The 24,900-nt window shown below is 73.2% G+C and carries 14 protein-coding genes and 1 pseudogene; 8 read left to right on the forward strand and 7 right to left on the reverse strand.

From position 1 onward, the window contains the following. Positions 1-310 precede the first annotated feature (310 nt). On the forward strand, positions 311-2,965 hold the full coding sequence (locus NAEX_RS02935) for a VIT and vWA domain-containing protein (RefSeq protein ID WP_096325996.1): 2,655 nt from the start codon (positions 311-313) through the stop codon (positions 2,963-2,965). Between the two features lie 89 nt (positions 2,966-3,054). Here the strand turns inward: NAEX_RS02935 and NAEX_RS02940 are convergent, their stop codons facing one another. The 3 genes from NAEX_RS02940 to NAEX_RS02950 all read right to left on the reverse strand — a co-directional run bounded on the left by NAEX_RS02940 (position 3,055) and on the right by NAEX_RS02950 (position 8,218). Further along, complete coding sequence (locus NAEX_RS02940; RefSeq protein ID WP_096325997.1) at positions 3,055-4,923, reverse strand: serine/threonine-protein kinase; 1,869 nt, start codon at positions 4,921-4,923, stop codon at positions 3,055-3,057. Between the two features lie 185 nt (positions 4,924-5,108). Then, positions 5,109-6,419 (reverse strand): carboxypeptidase-like regulatory domain-containing protein, encoded by a 1,311-nt coding sequence (locus tag NAEX_RS02945; RefSeq protein ID WP_096325998.1) that lies wholly within the window; start codon positions 6,417-6,419, stop codon positions 5,109-5,111. Beyond that, the gene (locus NAEX_RS02950; RefSeq protein WP_096325999.1) at positions 6,416-8,218 is read right to left on the reverse strand and encodes a phospho-sugar mutase; all 1,803 of its coding nucleotides are present in this window, start codon (positions 8,216-8,218) and stop codon (positions 6,416-6,418) included. Before NAEX_RS02950 ends, NAEX_RS02945 begins: the two co-directional genes overlap by 4 nt. A gap of 168 nt (positions 8,219-8,386) precedes the next feature. Between NAEX_RS02950 and NAEX_RS02955 the strand changes: the two genes are divergently transcribed. From NAEX_RS02955 to NAEX_RS02980, 5 genes are all read left to right on the forward strand, one after another. Further along, on the forward strand, positions 8,387-10,684 hold the full coding sequence (locus NAEX_RS02955) for a hypothetical protein (RefSeq protein ID WP_096326000.1): 2,298 nt from the start codon (positions 8,387-8,389) through the stop codon (positions 10,682-10,684). Positions 10,685-10,791: 107 nt separating this feature from the next. Further along, positions 10,792-11,622, forward strand: coding sequence for a polyamine aminopropyltransferase (gene speE / locus NAEX_RS02960; RefSeq protein ID WP_096326001.1), 831 nt, complete (start codon positions 10,792-10,794; stop codon positions 11,620-11,622). A gap of 78 nt (positions 11,623-11,700) precedes the next feature. Next, the gene (locus tag NAEX_RS53650) at positions 11,701-13,116 is read left to right on the forward strand and encodes an MYXO-CTERM sorting domain-containing protein (RefSeq protein WP_096326002.1); all 1,416 of its coding nucleotides are present in this window, start codon (positions 11,701-11,703) and stop codon (positions 13,114-13,116) included. 693 nt (positions 13,117-13,809) lie between these two features. Further along, complete coding sequence (locus NAEX_RS02975; protein ID WP_096326004.1) at positions 13,810-14,925, forward strand: hypothetical protein; 1,116 nt, start codon at positions 13,810-13,812, stop codon at positions 14,923-14,925. A 9-nt stretch (positions 14,926-14,934) separates the two neighbouring features. Continuing rightward, positions 14,935-15,675 (forward strand): hypothetical protein, encoded by a 741-nt coding sequence (locus NAEX_RS02980; protein ID WP_096326005.1) that lies wholly within the window; start codon positions 14,935-14,937, stop codon positions 15,673-15,675. 156 nt (positions 15,676-15,831) lie between these two features. On the opposite strand, the gene NAEX_RS02985 is transcribed toward NAEX_RS02980, so the two are convergent. Then, the gene (locus tag NAEX_RS02985; protein WP_177325898.1) at positions 15,832-16,248 is read right to left on the reverse strand and encodes an inorganic diphosphatase; all 417 of its coding nucleotides are present in this window, start codon (positions 16,246-16,248) and stop codon (positions 15,832-15,834) included. Between the two features lie 172 nt (positions 16,249-16,420). Beyond that, complete coding sequence (locus NAEX_RS49475; RefSeq protein ID WP_170135404.1) at positions 16,421-17,317, reverse strand: hypothetical protein; 897 nt, start codon at positions 17,315-17,317, stop codon at positions 16,421-16,423. 269 nt (positions 17,318-17,586) lie between these two features. Here NAEX_RS49475 and NAEX_RS54335 point away from each other — a divergent pair. After that, positions 17,587-18,135: pseudogene (locus tag NAEX_RS54335) on the forward strand (serine/threonine-protein kinase); the annotation flags it as partial. 1,031 nt (positions 18,136-19,166) lie between these two features. Here NAEX_RS54335 and NAEX_RS52725 read toward each other — a convergent pair. Both NAEX_RS52725 and NAEX_RS03010 read right to left on the reverse strand, forming a co-directional pair. Further along, positions 19,167-20,687, reverse strand: coding sequence for a hypothetical protein (locus NAEX_RS52725; protein ID WP_143140413.1), 1,521 nt, complete (start codon positions 20,685-20,687; stop codon positions 19,167-19,169). 96 nt (positions 20,688-20,783) lie between these two features. After that, entirely contained in the window at positions 20,784-21,302 is a 519-nt protein-coding gene (locus NAEX_RS03010) for a hypothetical protein (protein WP_143140414.1), read from the reverse strand. 678 nt (positions 21,303-21,980) lie between these two features. Between NAEX_RS03010 and NAEX_RS03015 the strand changes: the two genes are divergently transcribed. Further along, positions 21,981-24,707, forward strand: coding sequence for a trypsin-like peptidase domain-containing protein (locus tag NAEX_RS03015; protein ID WP_170135405.1), 2,727 nt, complete (start codon positions 21,981-21,983; stop codon positions 24,705-24,707). The last annotated feature ends 193 nt before the right edge of the window (positions 24,708-24,900 follow it).

A 24,900-nucleotide genomic window follows, 5' to 3' on the forward strand; every position in this document is an offset into this window, starting at 1 on the left:
GCCCACGGTTCGCCGAGCCGCGAGCGAGCAGGCCGCGTGATCGTCCGCGACAGCGGCCCTCCGCTCCACCGGCTCCCGGGGTGGGTCGACGCCCCGCACCGCGTCGACGACGGAGCGGGCGCGCTGCCGTACACCACCGACGGCCGCAACTCCAGCCACGTCCTCGTCCACCGCCGCCGACATGGTTTCAAGGACATGCTCGATCGAGCATGCCTCTTCAAACATGCCCTCGTGGACATCCCGCCGGCATGCAGGACTGTCCGATCGCAGTCGGTGCCGCCCCCGGGCGCCCCGAGCTACACCCGATCGCATGACGATCCGGCTGTCCGCGCTGTTCGGTCTCGGCATCCTCCTCGCCTGTAGTCGCACCGCGACCACCGTCGCGCACCCCGAGCTGTTGCCGGAGCCCGACTGGCAGCGGCTCGAGCTCGGCGTACGCAGCGAGGCTCCGGCGCCCCGGGCCGCGCCGCCGGTCGTCGTCGCCGACCCCGACGGCGTGCGCGACGTCGTCTACACCGACCCGGGCGCGCTGCCGCAGCTCTTGCACGCCGGCGTCGCCTTGCCGCTGCGTCACACCGACGTGCGGGCGCACCTGCGGGGCCCCGTCGCCGAGGTCCTCGTCCGCCAGCGCTTCGTCAACGACAACGCCGCGATCCTCGACGCCGTCTACACCTTCCCCTTGCCCGAGAACAGCGCCGTCACCGACATGAAGATGATCGTCGGCGCGCGCACGATCGAGGCCGAGATCCGCGAGCGCGGCCAGGCGCGGGCCGAGTACGTCGCGGCCCGCGACGCCGGCCACACCGCCGCGCTGCTCGAGCAGGAGCGGCCCAACGTCTTCACCCAGTCGCTCGCCAACATCCCGCCCGGCGAGACCGTCGAGGTCGAGCTGCGCTACCTGCAGACCCTGAGCTACGACGCCGGCGAGTACGAGTTCGTGTTCCCCACCGTCGTCGGCCCGCGCTACCTCCCCGGCGAGCGGCTCGCGCGCGGCGACCTCGGCACCGGCACCGGCGCCGACACCGACCGTGTCCCCGACGCCTCGCGGATCTCCCCGCCGCTGCTCGGCCACGGCATGCGCACCGGCCACGACCTCTCGATCTCCGTCGTCGCCGAGGCCGCCACGCCGATCACTGACTGGATCGCGCCGGCCCATGCCGTCGACGCCGACGCCAGCGACGGCCGACTGCGCGTCGCCCTCGCCCGCCGCGACGAGATCCCCAATCGCGACTTCGTCCTGCGCTACCGCAGCGCCGCCGCCCAGCCCGCGGCCAAGCTGTTCCTCGGGCCAGGTGACAAGCAGGGCGGCCACTTCCTCCTCGTCGTCGATCCGCCGCGCCTCGACGTCGACGACGCGGTCGGTCGGCGCGAGCTCCTGTTCGTCGTCGACGTGTCCGGCTCGATGCGCGGCGCCCCGCTCGCCCTCGCCAAGGTCGCGATGCGCGAGGCCCTCGCCCGCGCCCGCCCGGTCGACACCTTCGACGTCATCACCTTCGCCAGCGGCAGCGCGCGCCTGTTCGGCGCCCCGCGCCCGGCCAACGCCGAGAACCTGCGCCAGGCCGCCGAGTTCGTCGACGGCCTCGGCGCCGGCGGCGGCAGCGAGATGCTCGCCGCCGTCAGCAGCGCGCTCGACGGCCCCGTCGGGGCCGGCCGGCACCGTTACGTCTTCCTCATGACCGACGGCTACATCGGCGAGGAGGACCAGCTCGCTCGCAGCGCCCGCGCCCTGCTCGAGCGCCAGCGGGCCGCGGGCCGGCGCGCGCGCGTGTTCGGGGTCGGCATCGGCGAGGCGCCCAACAGCCACCTGATCGCCTCGGTCGCCCGGGCCGGCGACGGCGCCTCGCTGCACGTGCGCGGCCCCGCCGACCTCGCGCGCGCCGGCCAGGTCATCGAGCGCACCATCGACGCCCCCGTGCTCACCGACATCACCGTCGACTGGGGCACCCTCGCGCCGCGCGACCTCTCGACCTCGCTGCCACCTGACCTGTTGGCCAGCCACCCGCTCGTCGTCCACGGCCGCTACACCGGCGCCGCCCCGGACGAGCTGCGCCTGCGCGCCCGGATCGGCGAGCGCTCCGTCACCTTCCCGATCGAGGTCGTCGCCAGCGCCGACGCCGGCCGCACGCTCGGGCGCCTGTGGGCCCGCGAGCAGATCGGCGCGCTCGACCTCACCCGCGCGACCGCGACCTCGGCGGACGTCGAGCAACAGGCGCGCCGGGCGATCTTGCAGCTCGGCCTGCAGCACCAGCTCGTCACCGCCTACACCAGCCTGATCGCGGTCGACCGCTCGCGCCGCGTCGACGGCCTCGCCGTCGAGGTCGTCCAGCCGGTCGAGGCCGTCCACGGCATGGACGGGCGCGTCGTCAGCGACGTCGCCCAGGTCACCAAGATCCGCATGGACCAGGCCCGCCACGTCCTGCTCGGCGGCACCTCGCGCGACTTCACCGCGGTCGTCGACCTGGCCCCCACCGCCAGCCGCGACGCCGCCGGCATCCGCCTCGGCGGCAGCACCGGCGCCGAGGCGCGCTACGTCCTCGACGGCCAGAACGCCCAGGTCTCGACCTTCGATCGCCCGGCCGCTCCCGCCATGCCCGACGCGCTCGGCGATCCCGGCCGCGGCTTCGTCGCCGTCGAGCCGTACGCGCGGGCCCGGATCGGCGCCGTCAGCGGGCCCGGCGAGGCCGAGAGCGACCGCCTGCGCGCCCTCCTGCGCGCCGACGCCGAGCCGCTGGCCCAGTGCTTCCTCGACGCCGGCCGCACCACCTACCGCGTCCACCGCAAGCTCGTGCTCGTCGTCCACCTCACCGCCACCGGCGGCCTCGCCCGCATGGAGGTCAAGGGCCGCGAGCCCCTCGGCCCGGCCCTCACCGCCTGCCTGCGCCAGCGCGTGTGGCCGCGCGTCCGCGGGGTCGTCGGCCCGGGCACCACGGTCGAGATCGACCTCGGCGTGTGGATGCGCTTCTGAGCCTGTCCGAAGCGACATGGTCAAAAGACCATGTCTCTCGGGACCGGACCCAAGGGGCATGCTCTTTAGAACATGCCCGTCAAGTCAGCTCACTTCTTCTCGGCGCTCTTGAGCTGCTGCTTCGCCTCGTCGAGCGCCTTCTTCACGTCCTTGTCGTTCGGCCGCAGCTTGGCCGCGGCCGCGTAGGCGTCGACCGACTCTTGCCAGCGGCCCTTGCCGGCCATGCCCTGGCCCTTGAGCACCAGCGCGTCGAAGCCGGGCTTGACGCCGAGCTTGTCGTACTCCTCGAGCAGCGCCGCCAGGTCGTCCCAGGCCTTCATCAGCCGCAGGATCTTGCCCTCGCCGACCAGCGCCTCGGCCAGCAGCTCCTTCACGCCCTCCGTCTCGGGGGCCAGCGCCATCACGCAGCGGAACACCTGCCCCGCGTCGTGGAAGCGCTTCTCGGCCAGCGCCTTCCGGCCGGCGTCGAGCCCCGCCGCCGGCATCTTCTGCGTCAGCCGCTCGATCGCCTCGTGCTTCGGGTCGATCTCCTTGAGCGCCGCCAGGTAGTCGCGCAGGCACTCGCCGGCGGGCTGGCAGATCCGGCCCTCGGCCAGCGCCAGGTCGGCGCGTCCGGCCAGCACCAGCGGGTCGCCGGCGTTCTCGACCGCCTGCGGGATGGCGAGGTCGATCGGCTTCGGCGGGTCGGGCGGGGTCGAGTCGTCGACGTCCTGCGTCGCGGCGAGCGGCGCCGGCGGCTCCTCCGGCGGCGTCTTGGCCGCGCCGAACATCTGCGGCCCGAACAGCACCAGCACCACCGCGATGGTGCCGGCGCCGACCAGCCACAGCCACGCGTGCGGGTGCTCCTTGGCCGGCGCGACGATCGTGCGCGGCTCCGGGGCCGGCCGGGGCGCGCTCATCGACGCGCTGGCCAGGATCATGTTCGGGTGCGACACGGCGGCCGCCGGCTCGGGCGGCGGCATCAGCGAGCCGGAGCTCAGCGACGTCGCGGCTGACCTTTCGGACAGGTCGACGCTGGAGCGGGCGGCCCGCGGCGCGGCCGGGGCGTCGAGCGAGCGCAGCAGGTCGACCTCGAGCACGCGCATCGAGCGGATCCGGTTCTCGGGCCGGGGCGCCAGGCAGCGGGCCACCAGGTCGGCCAGCGCCGCCGGCACGTCGCGCACCAGCTCGTCGACGCGCGGGGCCTCCTGCCGGCCCTTCTTCATCATGATGTCGTAGTCGTTGCGGCCGGTGTACGGCAGCCGCCCGGTCAGCATCTCGAACAGCACCGTGCCGAGCGCGTAGATGTCGGAGACCGGGTCGGCCTCCTCGCCGGCCGCCTGCTCGGGCGCCATGTAGGCCGTCGAGCCGACCAGCTTGTCGATCGTCGACACGCCCGAGCGCTCGCTGTCCATATGCGAGCACACGCCGAAGTCGAGCACCTTGACGACGTCGAGCTCGCCGTCCTGGGTGACGAGCACGATGTTGCTCGGCTTGAGGTCGCGGTGGATGATGCCCATGTCGTGGGCGGTCCCCAGGGCGCGGCAGACCTGGCTGGCGATGTGGACCGCCCGCCCGGCCGAGATCCGCTTCTCCTCGTCGAGCACGGCGCGCAGGTTCTGCCCGTCGAGCAGCTGCATCACCGAGTACACGCTGCCGTCGTCGAGCTTGCCGGTGCCGAACACCTCGATGATGTTGGGGTGTTGCAGCACCTGCGCCGCCTCGGCGTCGCGCAGGAAGCGGTCGCGGATCTCGGGGTCGCGCGCGTAGATCTCGGGCAAGATCCGGAGGGCGCACGGCACCCCGCGCTCGGTGTCGCGTGCCCGGTACAGCGCCCCCATCTCGTCGAAGGAGAGCAGCTCCTCGACGCGATAGCGGTGCGCGATCATCGTGCCCCAGCGCTGCTCCGCGGCCTCGCGCGGCGACAAGGTCGCCCTGTTGGGGTTGCTGAGCAGGCCGTCGTTCTCGATATCCGCCATGATTCGAACTTGTCCGGCGCTGCAGCGCCGGGCCCCCAAGGCTAACGCGAGCCGGTCACACCCTCAAATTTGTGCCCCCGCGCAAATTCAGGCATGGCGCGCCCCGACCTGCGAAAACCGGCGGCCGCGAGCTGTCGGCACACATGTCTGCGGCGATATTCCGCGCCGCCCGCCGGGCCAGGAGTTTACGGCGAGTCGTCGACTTCGACGCGTCCCGTCCACGGGCCGGCGTCGTCGCCGGGAATTGTCACCTGCCCGCGTTGTGAACGCAGCCCGCGCACCCGCACGCCGAGCGTGTACGTCCCGGGCAACACGTCGGTCGCCCCGACGGTGCCCTCTTCACCCGTGCGCGCGCCGGCGAAGGGCCCGCCGTCGACCACCGCCCCGGCCACCGGTTCGTCGCTGCCGCGTCGCACCACCGCGACCGTCACCGCGCGGCCGAGCGCCGGCACGTTCCCGACCAGCGCCACCGTCTCTCCGGCCACGTGTCCGCTCGAGTTCGCCAGCTCCACCCCGTCCTGGACCACGCGCAGGTCGTAGCTGCCCTCGCCGAGCTCGGCGAGGCTGAATTGCCCGGCCTCCACCCGCGCCTGATGCACCTCGTAGCCCCGCGTGTGCGCCCGCGCCAGCACGCGGGCGCGCGCGTAGGGCCGCCCCTCCGCGTCGGTCACCGTGCCCTGCAGCGGCGACAGCGGCGGCGCCAGCACGAGCTGCCAGCCCTCCTCGTCGTCGACCGACACTTCCTTTTCCGTCGGGCGAAACCCTGGCGCGCGCGCGATGAGCATCAGCGACGCGTAGGTCGGCACGTCGCGCGCGTCGCCCGGTTCGCAGCGACCGCTGGCCTCGCCGCACGGGTCACACGGCGGCTTCTCGACCCGCGCGAAGCTGAAGAAGCCCTCGCCGTCGCTGACCGTGTTGCGCGAGGTGAACGGCGGCAGCGCCGCCGGGTCGTCGTCGCCGCCGCGCCGGACCCAGATCTGCGCCCCCGCGACCGCCCGGCCCTCGCCGTCGCTGACCGACCCGACCACGCGGCTCAGCGCCTGCGCGACCAGCGTCACCGGCGCCCGATTCGGCTCGAGCACCCACGGATCGCGCGGCACCAGGGTCGGGTGGCGCAGCTCGGCGCAGACGATCCCGCGGCAGCCCGGGCCGCTGAATTCGCCCTCCGCGCCGAGCTCGACCACCCCGCCGTCGATCGGCACGCTGTGACCCGTCCCGCTCGCCAGGCAGTGCAGGATGACCCGCCCGTCGCTCACCGGGCTGCCGTCGCGGTCGACGATCCGCCCGTGCACGACGCCCTCGCCGCTGCGATCGACGTCGGCGCGGCGGGCCACGCCGTGCGCCGGCGCGTCGCCCTCGACCGCCGCCGTCACCTGCCGTGTCGCGGCCTTCTTGCGCGGACCCGGACGGGGACCGGCGCGCTCGGACGTCCCCAGCCAGACTGCCAGCGCCGCCAGCAACGCCAGCAGCGCGGCCGCCACCGCCGCCTTCCTCATGAAGCCGGACCCAGCCAGGGCCGCATCATCACCTCGATCTGCGCGTGCGCGTCGGCCAGCACCGCCTCGACCACCCCGTCGATCTGCGACACCACCGCCGGCAATTCGGCGCGATCGATCTCCGGCGCGCTGCGAGCCAGCCCGTAAATTTTCAGCTTCGGCTCCGTCCCGCTCGGACGCAGCACCAGCCGGCACTTCTTGCCGCCCTCGCCCTCGAGCTCGAGGCTCAGCACGTCGCCGGGCAGGTCGCGCGTCGGCGAGCCGGTGTGGCGCGGCTGCAGCCGGTCTTCGAAGCGGCGGGTCGTCAGGCCGGCGAAGCCTGCGGGCGGCGACGTCCGCCACGCCTGCATCAGCGCCGCGATCGCCTGCCGTCCGGCCAGCCCCGGCGCCATGTAGTTGAGCGTCTTCTCGCGGTGGTAGCCGAACCGGCACCAGATCGTATCGAGCACGTCGAGCAGCGTCTCGCCGCGCAGCTTGGCCAGCGCCGCCGCCTCGGCCAGCAGCAGCGCCGCGATCGACCCGTCCTTGTCGCGGATCTCGTCGCCGCGGTTGTAGCCGTGGCTCTCCTCGCAGGCGAACACGACCGTGCGCTCCGGGTGTTCGGCCGCCATGCCGGCGTGGTGCTTGAAGCCGACCAGCAGGTCGTCGACCACCATCAACCCGCGGGCCTGCGACATCGTCGCGAGCAGCGGCGTCGTCACCAGCGTCGTCAGCACCCAGCCGTTGGCGGGGATCGTCGCGTTGGCGAGCACGTGGTCGAGCATCAGCACCCCGAGGCGGTTGCCGTCGAGCGGGACGAACTTGCCGTCGCGCCCGCGCACGCACGCGCCGAGGCGGTCAGCGTCGGGGTCGGTCGCCAGGACCAGGTCAGCACCTGTCTCTTCGGCCAGCTGAATCGCCATCGTCATCGACTCCGGCGCCTCGGGGTTGGCCGAGCGGACCGTCGAGAACCTGCCGCCGTCGGGGTCGCACTGGCGCTCGACCGGCACCACCTCGATCTTGCGGGCGCGCAGGGCCGGCAGCACGCTCGTGTGCCCGACCCCGTGCAGCGGCGTGAACGCCACCTTCAGCCCCGCGGCCGACAGGTCGGGCGGGGCCACGCCTTGCGCCAGCACGTAGGCGTGGTAGGGCGGGTCCGCCTCGGCGGCGACCCGCTCGGGCGACAGCACGTGGATCAGCTTGCGCTGCTCCTCTTGCAGCTCCGGCAGCTCTTGCACCGACAGGATCGCGCGCATCAACGCCGCGTCGCGCTCGCCCAGCACCTGCGCCCCGTCGGGCCCGTAGATCTTGATGCCGTTGTCCTCCGGCGGGTTGTGGCTGGCGCTGATGACCACGCCGGCCCCGCAGCCGAGGCGGCGGACCAGGAACGACAGCTCGGGCGTCGGCCGGGGCGCGTCGAGCAGGACGACGGTCAGCCCGCCGGCGGCGCACTGCTCGGCCACCGCGAACGCGAAGTCCCGCGAGTGGGTGCGCGTGTCGTAGACGACCGCCACCTGGGGGGTGTCGCCGGCCGCGCGCATCGCCTGCACCAGCCCCTGGGCTGTTTCGCGCACCACTACCTTATTAAAGCGGTTGGGACCGGGCCCGACCTTGCCGCGGCGGCCGCCGGTGCCGATCGGGAGCACCTGGGAGTAGGCGTCGAGGATCTCCGCCAGGGCCACGGTCGACCCCGCTTCGGCGGAGGCGACCAGCGCCTGCAGCGCCTCGCGCTCGACGGCGAATCGGGGCTCGGCAAGCCAGTAGGACAGGGTGCGCTCGACATCGGCGGGGAGGCGGAGGGCGCTGGGGTTCGGGGTCACGGGCGGATCTTACCTCAGCGACATGCACGCCAGTGAAATCATCTGCGCCGCGCCTACGTTTTGTGGAACACTCAAAGGCTGCCGGTTGTCCGGGCCAGCACGCAAGGCGGGTTTATGGCGAACCAGGATCCTCGTACTCCTTCACGACCGACCGGGGCTTCGGGCCCGATGCGGTCCCTCTCCCAACGACTTCGTCCCTTCCTCCGCCGCGACCTCCGGTCGCGCACCGCCTCGGCCCTGGTCGCCGCGACCCTGATCAGCGGCCTCACGTGGCTCGGGACCTCCGCGCTGACGCGCATGGACAGCCCCGCCGCCCAGGACGTGCGGGTCGCCATCGGCCTCGAGGACGCCTGGGCCGTGTGCGACGGCCCGCAGATGCCGCGCTGCAGCTTCGACGACCGCGAGCAGGCCGTCGTCGACCGCGAGTTCGCCGCCCAGCAGCGCGTGCGGATCGCCGTGTTGACCGAGCTGCGGGCCCGCGTCGATCAGGTCGTCCGCAACCTCGACCGCGCCGAGTCGATCTTGCGCCGCGAGGCCGTCGACCTGCGCGGCGACCTCCTCGGCGGGCGCACCGACCTGCAGGAGCTCCTGCTCACCACCGTCGATCTTCGCCCGCTGACCACCCGCGACGAGGATCTGGCCCGCACCGCCGCGCTCCAGGCCGCCGCCTTCGCGGTCGACGTCGACAACGGCAAGCTCGGCGAGCCCGCCGCGCCGTTGTTGCGCGAGATCGGGGCCCAGCGCCGCCAGCTGACCGCCCTCGCCGCCCGCATCGATCGCCTCGAGCGGCGCGACGGCGCCGTCGCCATCGACACCAACGGCACCGATCGCCAGGCGCTGTGGGCCGACCTCTTCAACAACGATCCCTACGGCGACGGCGGCCAGCTCGCCAGCTGGGTGCTGAGCTCGGGCGGCCTGCCGCACATCTCCATCACCCTCGCCAACCTCGCCCAGGGCGACCTCAAGACCCTCGCGGAGGCCGTCTTCACCCCCGGCGCCGCGCTGTGGCAGGGCGGGCTCGTCGACCCGATCGCCGAGTACACCGCGCTGCAGAAGCCGTCGGTCCGCTACCGTTCGCCGGTCTCCGACGGCCAGCGCGGCCAGCTGATCGGCTCGGTGCTGTTCGGCTTCGCCGCCTTCATGCTGCTGCTCGTCGGCCCGGTCGTCACCGCCACGCACACCGCCCGCGAGCGCGAGGCCGGCACCTTGCCCGTCCTGCGCATGACCGGCCTGTCCGCCGGTGACCTCGCCCTCGCCATGTCGGTCGGGCCCAACGTGTTCGCCATGGTCGCCGGCGCCTTGCTGTTGCTGCCCGCGCTCGCCCTGCTCGGCCTCACCGTCGGCTTCGGCCCGCTGCTGCTGCCGCTCGGCCTCCTGGTGCTCTTCACCGGGGCCACGCACCTTACCGCCATCGGCCTCGGCGACGCGCTCGGCCAGCGGGTCAACGCCCTGCTCGTCGGCGCCTTGATGGCCGTCGGCATCGCCGGCGCCGGCCTCTTCGGCACCGCGCTCGTCGGCGCCAACATCGCCAGCGCCGGCCTCCTCCTCGGCCCGCTGCCCGCCGTGCTCGGCGGGATCCTCGGCTTCACCGGCCTGCCCGGGACCGCCGACCTCGTCACCGCCGGCGACCCCGAGCTCGGCTCCTCCTTCCTCGCCTACGCCGTCGGCACGCAGGTCATGCTGGCCACGATCTGCCTGTTCAGCTGGCGCCGGCGCGTCGAGCAGGCCTGGGCCCCGCTGTTCCGCCCCGCCGAGGGCATCGCGCTCGCGCTCGCCTGCGTCGGCTGCTCCGGCCTCACGCTGCTCGACCTCTCGTCGCGCACCAACACCCAGACCTTCGACGGCCTCAACCTCGTCACCTTCCTCGCCAGCGGCTTCCTGCTGCCGGTGCTCGGCTGGCTGCTGGTCGCCAGCCTGCGCCGTCCGGCCCGGGCGCACGCCGTGCCGAGCCACGTCGAGGCCCGCGGCGCCTTCCTGCGGTTCCAGGGCGTCCTCGCCGTCGCCATGCTCGTGGTCGGCTTCGCCTACAGCGCGGTGATGCAGCGCAACGGCCTCGCCGGCGAGCAGAGCGAGATCATGTACGCCACGCTCACGCAGGTCCTGCTGATCGCCGAGACCGCGGTCGCCACCCTGCTGCTCGCCTCGCGCAAGCGTGACGGCAAGCTCGGCATCGGCATGATGGGCGGCGCGCTGCTCCTCCTGCAGATCGTCTTCGCCGTGCTGGTCTACCGCCTCGAGGTCGACCACGTCGCCCTCACGCACAGCGCCGGCATGCCGTTCCTCTACGGCATGAACGCCTCGCCCTACTGGATCGCCCTCATGATCCTGACCTGGGGGGCAGGCTTCGGCCTGATCCTCACCGCCCTCCTGCGGGAGCGCGACCAGGCCCGGGCCGCCGCCGCCGACGCCGACGACCAGGCCGACGAGGACGCCGACGAGGAGCGCCGCGGTCGCTGGCTGCACTGATTCTTCGCGTCACCGGCCGCGGTCCTCGACTGCGGCTTGAGTCCCGGGCGGCGGCAGGGCTATAAGGCCCAGCCTCCGCCCGGAGCCCGTTCAAGGACCCTTTTGCCATGCCCTGGTTGTACGAGCACTACCACGACCTCTCCGCGATCGGCCTCCACGTCACCGACAAGGTCCACGAGGAGCAGAGCCCCTTCCAGCGCATCGAGGTCTACGACACCCGGGGTCACGGTCGCCTGCTCATGCTCGACGGCATGGTCATGCTGACCGAGCTCGACGAGTTCGTGTACCACGAGCTCATCAGCCACATCCCGCTGTGCATCCATCGCGACCCGCGGCGCGTGCTCGTCGTCGGCGGGGGCGACGGCGGCACCGTGCGCGAGGTGCTGCGGCACCCCGGGGTCGAGCGGGTCGTCCTGTGCGAGATCGACGAGCGAGTCACTCGCGTCTGTCAGCAGTGGATCCCCGCCGTCGCCGGGCGCCTCGACGATCCGCGGGTCGAGCTCGTGTTCGCCGACGCCGTCGAGTACGTCCGCAACCACCCGGGCAGCTTCGACGCCATCCTCGTCGACAGCTCCGAGCCGATCGGTCCCGCCGCGGGCCTGTTCGGCGGGGCCTTCTTCGCCGATCTGCGCCGCGCCTTGCGGCCCGGCGGCATCGTCAGCGCCCAGACCGAGTCGCCGTTTTACGCCGCCGACACCGTGCGCGGCGTCTTCAAGGAGCTGCGCGGCGTCTTCGCGGGCGTCCACGCCTACTACGGCTGCATCCCCACCTATCCGAGCGGTTGCTGGACCTTCGCCCTCGCCGGTGACGACCTCCGCCTGACCGATCTCGACGCCACCCGCCTCGCCGCCGTCGCGGGTCGCTACGTCGGCCCGAGCCTCGGCCTCGGCGCCTTCGCCTTGCCCGAGTTCGTGCGGCGCCTCGTTGAGGGCGACTGACACCACCCAAACACGGGTGATCACACACACGCAGCGCGCGCTGCGTGGTTTTGCAGGCCGTCTGGTACCGTCGCCACGATGGCCCCTCAAAACGCCCGCACCGGTCTTTCCTGCCTCGTACTGACGCTGCTGATCGTGCCCGGCTCGGCCGTCGCGGGTGAAACACCCGAGGACGTCGCCGCGGCGATCCCGATCACCTCACCGTTCCACGAGCCGCTGGTGTTCGGCGCCGACCTCGAGCAGCCGCCCTTGCCGGCCGGCGAGTGGATCGTCTTCACCAACTTCGACGGCGCCGACATGAACGGGTGCGGCTGGGGCAACAACAGCCCGCAGGACAACTGCTCCACCATCTTCCAGGGCCAGGTCCTGCCGTTCACCGGCGACCTCGGCCGGCGCGCCGCCGTCGTCCAGGTCATGCGCAACGACCTCGGCAAGTTCAACATCCACGTCACCGACGTCCGCCCGGCCAGCGGCGACTACGACATGGAGATGATCGGCGACTGGAACCCTGCCCCGGGCGGCGGCTTCGCCGGCGTCGCGCCGAGCATCGACTGCTTCAACAGCGACGGCGGCGAAGTCAGCTTCACCCTCGACTACACCAGCTCGCCGACGGGCATCGCCAAGGCCGTGTTGCAGGAGATCGCCCACACCTGGGGCCTCGAGCACGTCGAGTCCAAGGCCGACCTGCTCTACCCCACCACCCAGAGCGTCCCCGACCCGACCTTCGTCGACGAGTGCTTCCAGATCGTCCAGCTCGACGACAGCAACCAGCCGGTCCCCGAGAACAACATCCAGTGCCCCAACCAGCACTCGCAGTTCTGCAACGGGAGCAACTTCCAGAACAGCTACCAGGAGCTCCTCCAGATCTTCGGCCCCGGTTCTCCTGACCTGACCGCGCCGACGCTCGACATCACCGAGCCGGCCGAGGGCGCCGAGGTCGACGCCAAGTTCGACCTCAAGCTCACCGCCGCCGACAATCAGACCCCGCAGCTGCTCACGCTGTCGCTCAAGATCGACGGCCCGAGCGCCGCCGAGACCGACCCGACCGCCTGGCCGAGCCCCTCCGATCTCACCTTCCCGATCACCGGCCTCGCCCCCGGCGAGTACACCGTCACCGCCACCGTCCGCGACGAGGACAAGAACGAGGCGATCGACGTCGTCCACTTCACCGTCAAGGGGGAGCCCGTCCCCGGCACCACCGGCGAGCCCGACACCACCACCGGCGAGCCCGGCACCACCACCGGCGAGGACACCACCACCGGCGACGAGCCCGGGACGACCGGCGACGCCCCGACCACGGGCGACGGCAGCGGCAACCCGACCACCGGCGTCACCAGCGCGACCGGCGGCGTCACGGACTCGGCCACCACGGGCGATCAGGCCGACGGCGACGACGGCTGCGCCTGCCGATCGGACCTCGCTCCGACCTCCGGCGCCCCGGCCCTCCTCCTGCTCCTCGGCCTCGCGCGCGGGCGTCGGCGCGCCCGCGCCTAGCCCCCTGCGCCGCCGCGCCGAACCGCGTACCCTGGCGCCGTGAACCTCGCCCTCGCCCCCGCCCTGCTCGCCGCGCTCGCCAGCGCCGGCGACCCGGACGCCGGCGCGCTCGCGTCCCCACCGCCTGTCCCCGCGGTCCTGTCCCAAAGCGCAGCCGACTCCACGGCTGCGCCATCCGGCGCACCTGTCTCCGACGCCCTGTCCCCAAGCGCAGCCGGCATCCCCGCCTCCTCCGGCGCATCCGTCCCCGACGCCCTGTCCCCAAGCGCAGCCGGCATCCCCGCCTCTCGCTCCGGCGCATCCGTCCCCGAAGCCCTGTCCCCAAGCGCAGCCGGCATCCCCGCCTCTCGCTCCGGCGCATCCGTCCCCGAAGCCCTGTCCCCAAGCGCAGCCGATGCCGGCTCGCGCTGCGGTCCACCTGTCCCCGCGGCCCTGTCCCAAAGCGCAGGCTACTCCGCCGCCGCTCGATCCGGCGCAGTCGGTCCCGATGGCCACATCGCAGCCGACGCCGGCTCACGCGCCGCCCCACCTGTTTCCCAGAGCGCCGCCGGCTCCGACATCCCGGCCGCCCTGACCCGCAGCTCCCCCCTCGACCTGTCCCTTCGCCCCGGCGCCGCCCGCCCCGCCGCCGAGCCCGTCCGCCCCGGCGCGACCCCGCCGCTGGCCGCGCGCGGCCCCGACGCCTTGCCGGCCATGCCCGGCACGCCGCACACCCTCTATGTCAATTTCGACGGCGCCGTCCTGCGGCGCGGCTGCGGCAACGACTCGCGCCACGACTGCAGCACTCTGGCCGACCTGTTCGACGGCTACATCGGCCCGTTCGTCGGCACCGAGGCGCGGCGGGTCGCCATCATCGAGTCGGTGCGCAAGGACCTGCGGGAGATCGGCGTGCGCACCACCTGGCGGCGCCCGCCCGACGACCCCGGCTACACCATGGTCCTCTACGGCGACATCGGCGCCCAGGACTTCGCGGGCATCGCCCCGTACATCGACTGCGGCAACCTGTGGGCCAACGACACCTGCTTCGCCGGCGCCTTCCAGGGCTCGAACACCGGCGCCACCATCATCCTGCAGGAGGCCGCGCATACCTGGGGGCTCGAGCACGTCAACAGCCCGTTCGACAACCTGCACCCGTTCGTCGAGGCGCCGACGCCGTTCTTCCAGGATCAGTGCAACAAGATCGTCGCCAACACCGACCTGGTCGAGACCGCCGGCGTGTGCAACCTCGTGCACGAGATGTTCTGCGAGACCGGCTACCAGAACTCGTTTCAGGAGCTGCTCTACCTGTTCGGCCCGGCCCAGCCCGACATCGTCGCGCCGGCGCTGAAGCTCACCAGCCCGGTCGACGGCTCGTACCACGTGCTGCCGGTCGAGCTCTCGCTCTACGGCGACGTCACCGACGACCTCGAGCCGCAGTTCTACGCGGTGGAGATCCAGCAAGACGGCCAGACGATCTTCAGCGACGAGGCGATCCGCGTCGACCTGCGGCTGACGAACCCGCCGCCGGGCACCTACGACCTGCTCGTCACCGTCCGCGACGAGGGCGGCAACGCCGGCAGCGACCGCGTGCGCTTCACGATCCTCCCCGAGGGCAGCGAAGATCCGGACAGCACCACCGGCGACAGCGACGGCACCGGCGACACCGGTGACACCGGCGAGACCGGCGGCCTGTCCGAGCAGCAAGGCTGCGACCTCGGCATCACCGCGGGCGGTCCGGCCTGGCTCGTCGTGCTCGCGCTCGGGCGCCGGCGCCGGCGCGCGCTCGCGGTCCGCCACACCGCTCTGGCAAGCCCGCCCGCGCCGCGCTAAAGGAGATCCGTGACGCACCGCCTGCGCCTCGCCCCGTTCGCCCTCGTGCTCCTCGCCGCCTGTCCGCAAGCCCAGGCGCCCGCGCCCACCCCGACCGTCGACGGCGCGCACCCGGCCCCCGCCGACCCGCGCGTCGTCGAGGACACCGGCGACCTCTACGCCGCCCAGAGCGCCCCGAGCGCGGCCAAGCAGCCCGAGGCCGAGCCCGTGAAGTCCCCGGGCACCGGCCGCCCCGACGAGACCAACGGCGTGTGCCGCCTCTACGCCCCCGAGCTGCCCGACCCGAAGTGTTGCGAGCACACCCTGGGCTTCGACAGCAAGGTCGCCGCCGAGACCTGCGGCCTGCAGGTCTACCTCGGCGAGTCGTTCCACAACAGCTGCGGCTTCTACTTCGTGCCCCGGCCCAACAGCCCCGCGCAGTGGTTCCGGATCGCCACCATCCTCGGCGACACCCCGCGGAAGGCCGCCGAGGACAACCTCTACATCATGCGGCGCACCGACCCGAACGTCACGGTCGAGCCCGTGCCCGACGTCCCCGGCGCCTTCTGGACCAAGCAAAACGAGTACCGCTGGGCCTTCCTGCCCGGCTGGAAGACCGTCCGCATGTTCGCGTGGAAGACCTCGAGCTGCAGCGACGACAAGATCGGCGGCCTGCTCCGCCACATCATCGCCGCCCCCGAGGAGGTCGCGGGTCCGCGTCGCCAGGGCCTGGTCCCGGTCGCCGCCCCGCCGCCGGCTCCTGCACCCTGAGACATGTCCTGAAGGACACGCCGGGCGGCGCTCCTCGCAGGCCTCCCCCGTCATCGCCGAGCGGTCCTCGTCCCGGCCGACTCGGACCTGCCCCTTCAGGCATGTCCCGAAGGACACGCAACGATCACCGCGGACACGGCGAGGGGCGCGCCAGCCTCAGCCCGCGCGCCAGCCGTCGAACCGCGTCGCCCCCGTCCGCCCGCGCGCGGCGGCCAGGGCCCGCTTGCCGAGCGCGTACACGCGGAAGAACAGCTCCAGCCCGCCCCGCTGCGCGCGCGTCAGCGGCGCGGCGCTGAAGATCACCTTCGGGTCGTCCTCGCCGACGTCGACGAAGCCGACGATCGCCACCACCGGCAGCTCGACCTCGGCCCCGGCCGGCAGGCGGCGCCCGAGCACCACCGCGTCGAGCGGATCGCCGTCGCCGGACATGACCCCCGGGACATGTCCGTAGTTGTACGGGCACGGCAGCGGCGACACGAAGTCGACCCGTCCGTCGCTGCGGCGCTTGACGAAGCTCCCGCGCGGGTACTCGATCGTCACCCTGCAGCGCGTCCCGATCTCCGGCAGGTCCACGCCGGGTGGTCTACGCCAGCCCCGCCGCGCCCGCAACCCGCATGTCCCTTCATTCCTGTCCGGAGGTACATGTGACGCCCTGCCCGGCGCCGTCACGCCTCCGAGCAAGAGGTGCGGGAGGAACTTCAACCGGGTCCTCTCTCGTCCCTGCGGTTCAGCCGCTAAAGTGCCCTCAAAACTGCCCGAACGCCGCGATCCCGGCCCCTCCCGCCCCGAACGTCGGCGCCGCGCGGGCCGCCCGACGCTTGCGCTCCTGCACGCGGTCGGCGAACAGGAGGCTCGCCCCGGCCAGCAGGATCCCCGCCCCGGCCGCCAGCGTCAGGTAGCCCGCGTCGTGGTAGCTCGCCAGCGCCGCGTCCGAGCAGTCGGGCGTCGTCGTCGTGCACTCCGCGCGGTACAGCAGCAGCCCCACGCCGACGGCCGACGTCAGCGCTCCGCCGACCGACACTCCGAAGCCGGCGGCCAGCAGCTCGAGCGACGGCTCCGCCGGCGCCGCCCAGCTCGTCTGTCCGCGCCACTGGCTCGGGCGAGGCGGCGGCAGCCGCTTCAGCGCCGGCGCCGGTGTCGTCGGGCCCGCCGGCGCGGCCTCATCCGCCGCCTTCGCCGCTGCCGGCTCGGCCGGCGCCGGCGCCTCCGCGCACGCGTCCCGACCGGCGGCCTGACTGGCGGCGCGCAGCGTTTGATCGATCCGGTCGGCCAGCGCCAGCGCGCGGCGACGCAGCCGGATCGCCTCCGCCTTCTGCGGCCGCTCGAGGTAGTCGCGCACCACTCCGGCCGCGCGGCACATCGAGCTCGCCTCGCCGCCCGGCGCATGAGCCTGCTCGTACGCCGCCACCGTGTCGCTCAGCACGTTGAAGAGATCGCGGCTCGCCCGCGGCTCGAGCGCCGTCAGGCTCACGTACACCCGCTCGAAGCAGGCCCCCGCCTCGCCGCTGCGACCCTCCTTGCGCAGCGCCTGGCAGCCCTCGTGTTCGCGGCGCAGCGCCTCGGTGGCAGGGTTCGCGGCCTCGACCTGACCGCTCGTCAGCGCCACCGCGCACGCCAGCGCCGTCGTCCTGCGCCTCGCCATCGCCGCAGTATCGGCCACTTCGGCGCCTCCGGCAGCGGTCGCTTCCGCGCGCCGACGGGACGCGCCGGAGCCGCCGTCCACACCTTTATACTCGCCGCATGGCGGGCGACGACGTCGACGGCACCGGCCCCACGCAGGCCAGCCCTGCGGGTGATGCCCCGACGGACGTCGCCTCCGGCGTCACCCGCCGCACCGACGCCGCCGACTCGCTGCTCGGGGGCGTCCTCGCCGGCCGTTACCGCATCGATCGCCGCCTCGGCTCCGGCGGCATGGGGGCCGTCTACGCCGGCACCCATCTCCTGCTCGATCGACCCGTCGCCGTGAAGGTCATCAAGCCGCGCTTCGGCGACGACCCCGGCATCGCCCAGCGCTTCATTCAGGAGGCCCGCGCCGCCTCCGTCATCGCCCACGCCCACGTCGTCGAGATCACCGACTTCGGCGAGACCGACGGCGGCACCGCCTTCTTCGTCATGGAGCGGCTCGAAGGCGAGGACCTCGCCGCCACCGTCGCGCGCGAGGGGCCGCTCGCCTGGCAGCGGGTCGTCCACATCGGCGAGCAGATCGCCCGCGCCCTCGCGGCCGCGCACAAGCACGGCGTCGTCCACCGCGACATCAAGCCGGCCAACTGCTTCCGCCTCACCCGCGACGACGACCCCGACTACATCAAGGTCCTCGACTTCGGCCTGGCCAAGGTCGTCGGCGGCGCCTCGCGGGGCGACGACGCCTCGCTGACCCAGACCGGCGCCTTGCTCGGCACCCCCGGCTACATCGCCCCCGAGCTCTACCGCGGCCTCGCGGCCGACCACCGCGTCGACATCTACGCCCTCGGCGCGCTCATGCACAAGCTCCTCACCGGCGAGCTGCCGCCGATGCGCCTCGGCAGCGACGACCCGACCGAGCTCGCCCTGTCCGCCGTGCCACCTGGCCTTCAGGCCATCTTGCGCCGCGCCCTCGCCGACGATCCGTCCGCGCGTTACCCGACCGCCCAGGCCGTCGCCGCCGACCTCCGCCACCTGGCCGCCGGGACAGGTGTCAGCCTCGACCCCGGCTCCGACCCGCCCGCCGCGAGCGGCCCGCTCCTCGCCGTCACCCACGACGCCCGCGGGCTCTCCTTCACCATCGGCGCCCCGCTGCTCGGCGTCCTCCTGCTCGGCCTCGGCCTGTTCGTGTTCTTCAGCCTGCGCGCCGACGGCTTGCCGCCGGCCGAGCCCGCCGGCGTCCCCGTCGAGCCCGCGCGCAGCGACGCCGAGCCCGGGCCGCCCGTCGCCGCCGCCCCGCGCCGCCTGCCCCCCGCCGCCCGTCCCCCCGCCGCCCGTCCCCGCCCCGATCGAGCCGACCTCCGCCGAGCCGCGCCCCCCGACTGCGCCCTCGACCGTCGAGCCGCGCACCGCCTCCGCGACCTCCGACCCCGAGCCTCCCCCCGCACCACCCGCCGATCCCGGCGCCACGACCGACGGGCCCGGGCCGCCGCCCGTCAGCGCGCTGCCGGCGGGCAGCCCTGCGGCTGTCCAAAAGGCCATCCGCCGCCGCTGCGCCGGCACCTTCGACTACACCGTCCGGCTGGAGTGGAAGGCCGACGCCGAGGGCCGCCTGATCCCCGGCTCGGCCAGGGTCGTCGGCGCCCCGCTGCACAACGACGCCGAGAGCTGCGCCCTGCGCCAGCTCGTCCGCACCGAGCTCGCCTGGACCCCCGACGAGACCTACACCCACGCCTTCAAGAGCGGGTGACCTGTCCCCCAGGACAGGCCACGGTGCTTCCCGCCCACCTGCCTCTCCGGCCAGCCACCCGACCTCGTCCGCCTCACCCGGCGACCGCACGCGCTCCGCTCACCTGTCCCCGGGGCCAGCCTCAGTCCGCCGCCGGCGCCCGCGCCCGCCCCAGCGCCCGCGCGACCAGCCCCGCCGCCGCGAGCCCGACGAGCGCCACGATCGCGAACCCGACCAGCAGCCCCGGGTGTCCCGCTCGCGCCAGCCGCACCGCCCCGAGCGCCAGCACGTCGGGCTGCAGCGAGGCGAACCCGGCGATCGGGCTCGCCCACCACGCGAAGTGGGACGTCTCGAGCACGTGGCCGGCCGAGCGTGGGTCGTTCGTCAGCGCGATCATCCACTCGAAGATCGATCGCGTCGCCAGCCACCCCGTCAGCGCCGCGCTCGCCGCCACCCCGATCCAGAACAGCCGCCGCACCGCCACCGCCCGCGTCGGCAGTTCCTCCACCGCGGCCGCGAAGCCGATCATGACGAACGGGATCGCCGGCACCAGGTGACGCGGCCCCAGGCCCCAGCCGCCGTACCAGTCCGTGCGCGCCGACACCACCAGCCAGCGCGTCACCAGCAGCGACAGCGCCAACCACGTGGCAGCCGGCGCGCTCCGCAGCGCCGCCCGCAGACCCACCAGCCCGAGCGTCGCCGCCGGCGCGTACAGCCACAGGCTCCGCCCCGGCGCCAGCATCTGCGCCCACAGCCCCGTCCACGGCCACGTCCACGCGCTGTAGTGGCCGAACCGTCCCGTCTCGAGCGGGTCGCCGAAGCGCAGCCACTGCCCGAGCAACAGCAGCCCGAGCCCGAGCCCCGCCAGCAGCGCCGCGCCGATCGAGCCGCGCCGCATCGGCGCCAGCGCTTTCAGACATGTCCCGAAGGACCTGGTCTTTCGATCCTGCCCCTTCGGACCTGCCGCGAGAGGCCACAGCGCGTACGCCGCCAGGCACGGCCAGGCCACCACGTTGAGCACGTGGACGTGAACGGCGAAGCCGGCCGCGGCACCGGCCAGCCACAGGCGGCAGTCGGCCGCGCGCGGCCGGCTGCCGCGAAGGGCATGCGCCTGCGCGATCGCCACGGCCGCCGCCAGCAGCACCATTGCCGACAGCGGCTCGCTGAGGAACGTGCGCGAATACGGCCATGCCGCCGTCCCCGTCGCGTACGCGACCCCCGTCCACAGGGCAGCCCGCCCCGAGAAGCCGAGCCACGCCACCCACCGGACCAGCAGCCAGACCGTCGCCGCCGTCACGAAGCAGTTCGTCAGGCTGACGACCAGGTGGTGCCAGTCGGCCCTCGCCTCGCGCACGTGGAACGTGAAGTGGTCGGAGCGGACCGCGCGCGTCCAGGCGAACGGCACCCGCCGCTCGGTCGCGCGGGCCAGCGCGTACATCGGCGTCGCCGCCAGCGACAGCCCGTGGCCGAAGAACCCGTAGCGGCGCCCGTCCCGGCCCTCGGCCCAGCCGAACGTCCCCGGCGGTCGCCCGGGCGGTTCACCGGTGCGGTGGGCGATGCCGGCGATGGCCAGCGAGCCGCGGTCGACCAGGCTCGCCGTCGTCTGAAACACGATCTCGTCGTCGGGGAACTGGATCCGGCCCGGCGCGGTCCACAAAAACAACACGGCGCAGGCCGCAAAGAGAGCGGCTGCGCCGGGCGTACGCGGTGTTTGGGGTCTCGGGTCCAGGGGCCGAACCAGCTTCGGCGAGCGCAGCGACTAGCCGGAGGTGCCGCTGGAGCTGTTGCCCATGCACAGCGAGGTGTCGAACGTGCAGGTCACGGGGTCACACCCGAGCGAACCGCCGGCGTTGCCGAGCGACTCGCAGGTGAACCCGTTGAGGTTGGCCCCGTCGCACTGCTCGTTCGGATCGATCTGCCCATTGCCGCAGCCGGCCGGGTCGGTCGTCTGGGTCTGGCTCGTCTGGGTGCTCGTCGTCGACGTGTCGATGTCGCCGGTGGTCGTCGTGTCCGGCAGCGTCGTCGAGGTCGGCCCCTGGGTGGTCGGCGCGAGGGTCGTGCTGGTGGTCGTGTCCGGGCCGGTCGTCGGGTCGCCGGTCGTCGTGCTCGTCCCCGGCGCGCCGGTCGAGGTGTCGGTGCCGCTCGACGTGTCCGTGTTGTTGTTCGTGTTGCTGTTCTGGCCGGCGGTGCTGAAGCCCCCCGGACCGCCGTCGTCGCCGCAGGCGGGGACGAGGCACAGCAATGAAACGGAGCAAGCGAGCGTACGCCAGGCGATCATGGCGCCTTTATCCCAACGGCGCAGTCCGGGGGTCAAGAGAAAAGCGAGCACGGCCATAGATGCCCGCTTTGCCGGTTCAGAGACCTCCATCACGGGCTATTGCCGCAAGCCGGGCAGTGGAGCCGCGAGCACCCACGCGTCGTCACTGGCACACGCGAAGCCCTCGCAGCAGCAGCAATGTTCGCCGAGTTGGTGAGTGAGCAGTGAGTAATCAGTCCGCGAAGCGAGACCCGCGAGCCGGATCGCAGCGCCGCATTCCCTGCGCTTTGCGGCCCGCTCCGGGCCCCTCGCCGCGGTTTGCGAGCGACGACCGTCCGCTGTCCGCGAGTCGACGTCCGCCTCGCCCGCATGAACTTTGAGACAGCCGAGCACTCCGTCGACGTCGACCGGGCGCCCGCGCGGACACCCGACCGCGACCGACGGGCGAGCGACGGTTCGGCTCGCTCGCCCGACGTCGCGAATGACGCATACCCCGCCGTGACCCCGGTGCGGCCCGCGGAGAGGGCCTGAATCGCGGCCTTCTCGACCGATTACACCGTATATTTTAAAACGTTTAATTTCAATGATTTAATAACAAAAAAATCAAGCTGTTTCGAGCTGTCGCATCGGCCCCTTTGCGCCCTCCATGGCGCGAGTGCTACCACGATGCTTCACGTGACCCTATCCGAAGCTCCAGCCATGACCCTGACCTGGCGCGAGAGCCTGGAGCGCGTCTGTGCGGCCGTCGTCTCGGTCCGGATCGACGCCCCGCGTCCCTTCGACACCGAGTGGAACGGCAGCTCGCAGGCCACCGCGTTCGTCGTCGACGCCGAGCAGGGCCTTTTGCTCAGCAACCGCCACGTCGTCCAGCCCGGCCCCGTCGTCGCCGAGGCGGTCTTCCTCAACCACGAGGAGATCCCGCTGCGACCGGTCTACCGCGACCCGGTCCACGACTTCGGCTTCTTCCGCTACGACCCGGCGGCCCTGCGCTTCATCCGGCCGCCCGCGCTGCGCCTGCGGCCCGACAAGGCGCTCGTCGGCACCGAGCTGCGTGTGGTCGGCAACGACGCCGGCGAGAAGCTCTCCATCCTCGCCGGCACGCTCGCCCGCGTCGACCGCCCGGCGCCGCTCTATGGGTCGAGCAAGTACAACGATTTCAACACGTTCTACCTCCAAGCTGCAAGTGGTGCGACAGGTGGATCTTCCGGCTCGCCGGTGGTCGACATCGAGGGCGACGTCATCGCCCTCAACGCCGGCAGCCGGACCCAGGCCGCCTCGAGCTTCTTCCTCCCGCTCGAGCGGGTGCTGCGCGCCTTCGAGCTGCTGCGTGCGGGTCAGCCGATCCCGCGCGGCACCTTGATGACAACCTTCTCGTACACCCCCTTCGACGAGCTGGCGCGCCTCGGCCTCCGCCCCGAGACCGAGCAGGCCTGCCGCGCGGCCGACCCGGGCGGGATCGGCCTCCTCATCGTCGACAAGCTGATCCCTGGCGGCGTCACCGACGGCCTGCTCGAGCCGGGAGACATCCTCCTGCGCGTCGACGGCGAGTTCATCCCCCGCTTCGTCCCGCTCGAGGCCCACCTCGACGCCTCGGTCGGCCAGACGATCACCCTCGAGCTCGAGCGCGGCGGCCGGCCGCTCACCGTCCGCGCCCGCGTCCACGACCTCCACGCCATCACCCCCAGCACCTATCTCGAGGTCGGCGGCGCGATCCTCCACGACCTCTCGTACCAGCGGGCCCGCAACCCCCAGGTGCCGCTCACCGGCGTCTACCTGGCCAACAGCGGCTACCTGTTCGCGCCCCTCGACCTCGACCGCGGCGCCGTCGTCCGCGCCATTGCCGGCGTGCCGACGCCGGATCTGGCAGCCGCCGAGGCCGTCCTCGGCAGCTTGCCGCACGGGGCCCCCTTCATGGTCCGCTGGGTCGACCTCGACCAGCCGACCCGCGAGCACGTCACCGTCGTCACCATGGACCGGCGGTGGTTCGCCATGACCCGCTCGACCCGCGACGACGCCTCCGGCCGCTGGCCGTCGACCGACGGCCCGCCGCCTCCGCCGCCCCCGACGCGCACGCCCGTCACCACCAACCTGCCGCCGTCCGACGACGTCCGCGTGCAGCAGGTCCAGCCCTCGCTCGTCACCGTCACCTGCAACATCCCTTACAAGATCGACGGCATCCACGCGACCCGCTTCGTCGGCGCCGGCCTGGTCGTCGACGCCCGGCGCGGCCTCGTGCTCGTCGACCGCAACACCGTCCCGATCGCCCTCGCGGACATCACCCTCACCGTCGCCGGCGCGGTCGAGATCCCGGGCGAGATCGCCTTCCTTCATCCGCACCACAACTACGCGATCGTCTCGTACGACCCGGCCCTCCTCGGCGACACGCCGATCCGCGCCGTCGACCTCGCCCCCCGGCCGCTCCACCCCGGCGACCCGGTGTGGCTGGTCGGGCTCAAGTCCGGCCACCGCGTGTTCGCCCAGAGCACGGCGGTCGCCGCCGTCGAGGCCGTCGACCTGCCGCTGCCGCGCCCGCCGCGGTTCCGGGCCATGAACCTCGAGCGGATCTCCCTCACCAGCGCCACCGCCTCGCTCGGCGGCGCGATCGTCGACAGCGAGGCCCGCGTCCTCGCCCTGTGGGCCGGCTTCTCCTACCAGGACGGCAAGGACCACCGCGTCGCCGAATACGGCATCGCCGCCGACCTGTTCGCCGAGGCCGTCGAGATCTTCCGCCGCGGCGAGTCGCCGATCGTCTGCGACCTCGGGGTCGAGTTCGGCACCGTCACCCTCGCCGAGGCCCGCCACCGCGGCCTGTCCCCCGAGACAGCCGCCGAGCTCGAGGGCCACGACCCGCTGCGCCGTCAGGTGCTGGTCGTCCAGCGGCTGGCCGCGTTCGCCCGCGGCTGGCAGGCCGGCGACCTGGTCTTGCGGGCAGGTGGTGCCACGGTCACCTCGGTCCGCGAGATCGAGCGGTCGCTGCGCGGCGGCCGGGTCACCGTCCACCTCTTGCGGGACGGCCGCGAGCTCGAGCTCGAGGTCGAGACCCGCCCCGACGACGGCCGCGGCACCGACCGCGTGCTCCACTGGGCCGGCGCGCTGCTGCAGGCGCCCCACCACGCCGCGCTGATCCAGCGCGCCGTCCCCGACGAGGGCGTGTACATCTCGCTCTACTGGTACGGCTCGCCCGCCAGCCGCTCGCGCCTCCGCGCCGCCCGCCGGATCGTCGCCGCCGAGGACCGCCCCACCCCCGACATCGACAGCTTCCTCGCCGCCGTCGCCGGCAAGCCCGACCGCGCCTCGGTCCGCCTCAAGACCGTCGACCTCGACGGCAAGGTCGACCTCCTCACCCTCCGCCTCGACCTCGAGTACTTCCCGACCTACGAGTTGCGCCGCACTCGCGACGGCTGGATCCGCATCGAGCACAGCTGAGGCGCCGCGACGCTGGACTGTCCCCGGAGACAGCCGAGCCGAGCGTCTCGGCGCGCCCCCTCGCGGGCCGCCGTGGCGCGGCCCTGCTCGCGGCACTGCGGCCTTCGGAGCGACGACCGTCGCACGACCTGTCCCGAGGGCCAGCTCTGCCGTGCGACGTCGATGGCCGGGCCGGCGCCCTCCCTCCGCGCAC

It is taken from the genome of Nannocystis exedens, from assembly GCF_002343915.1.
Taxonomy (GTDB): Bacteria; Myxococcota_A; Polyangia; order Nannocystales; family Nannocystaceae; genus Nannocystis; species Nannocystis exedens.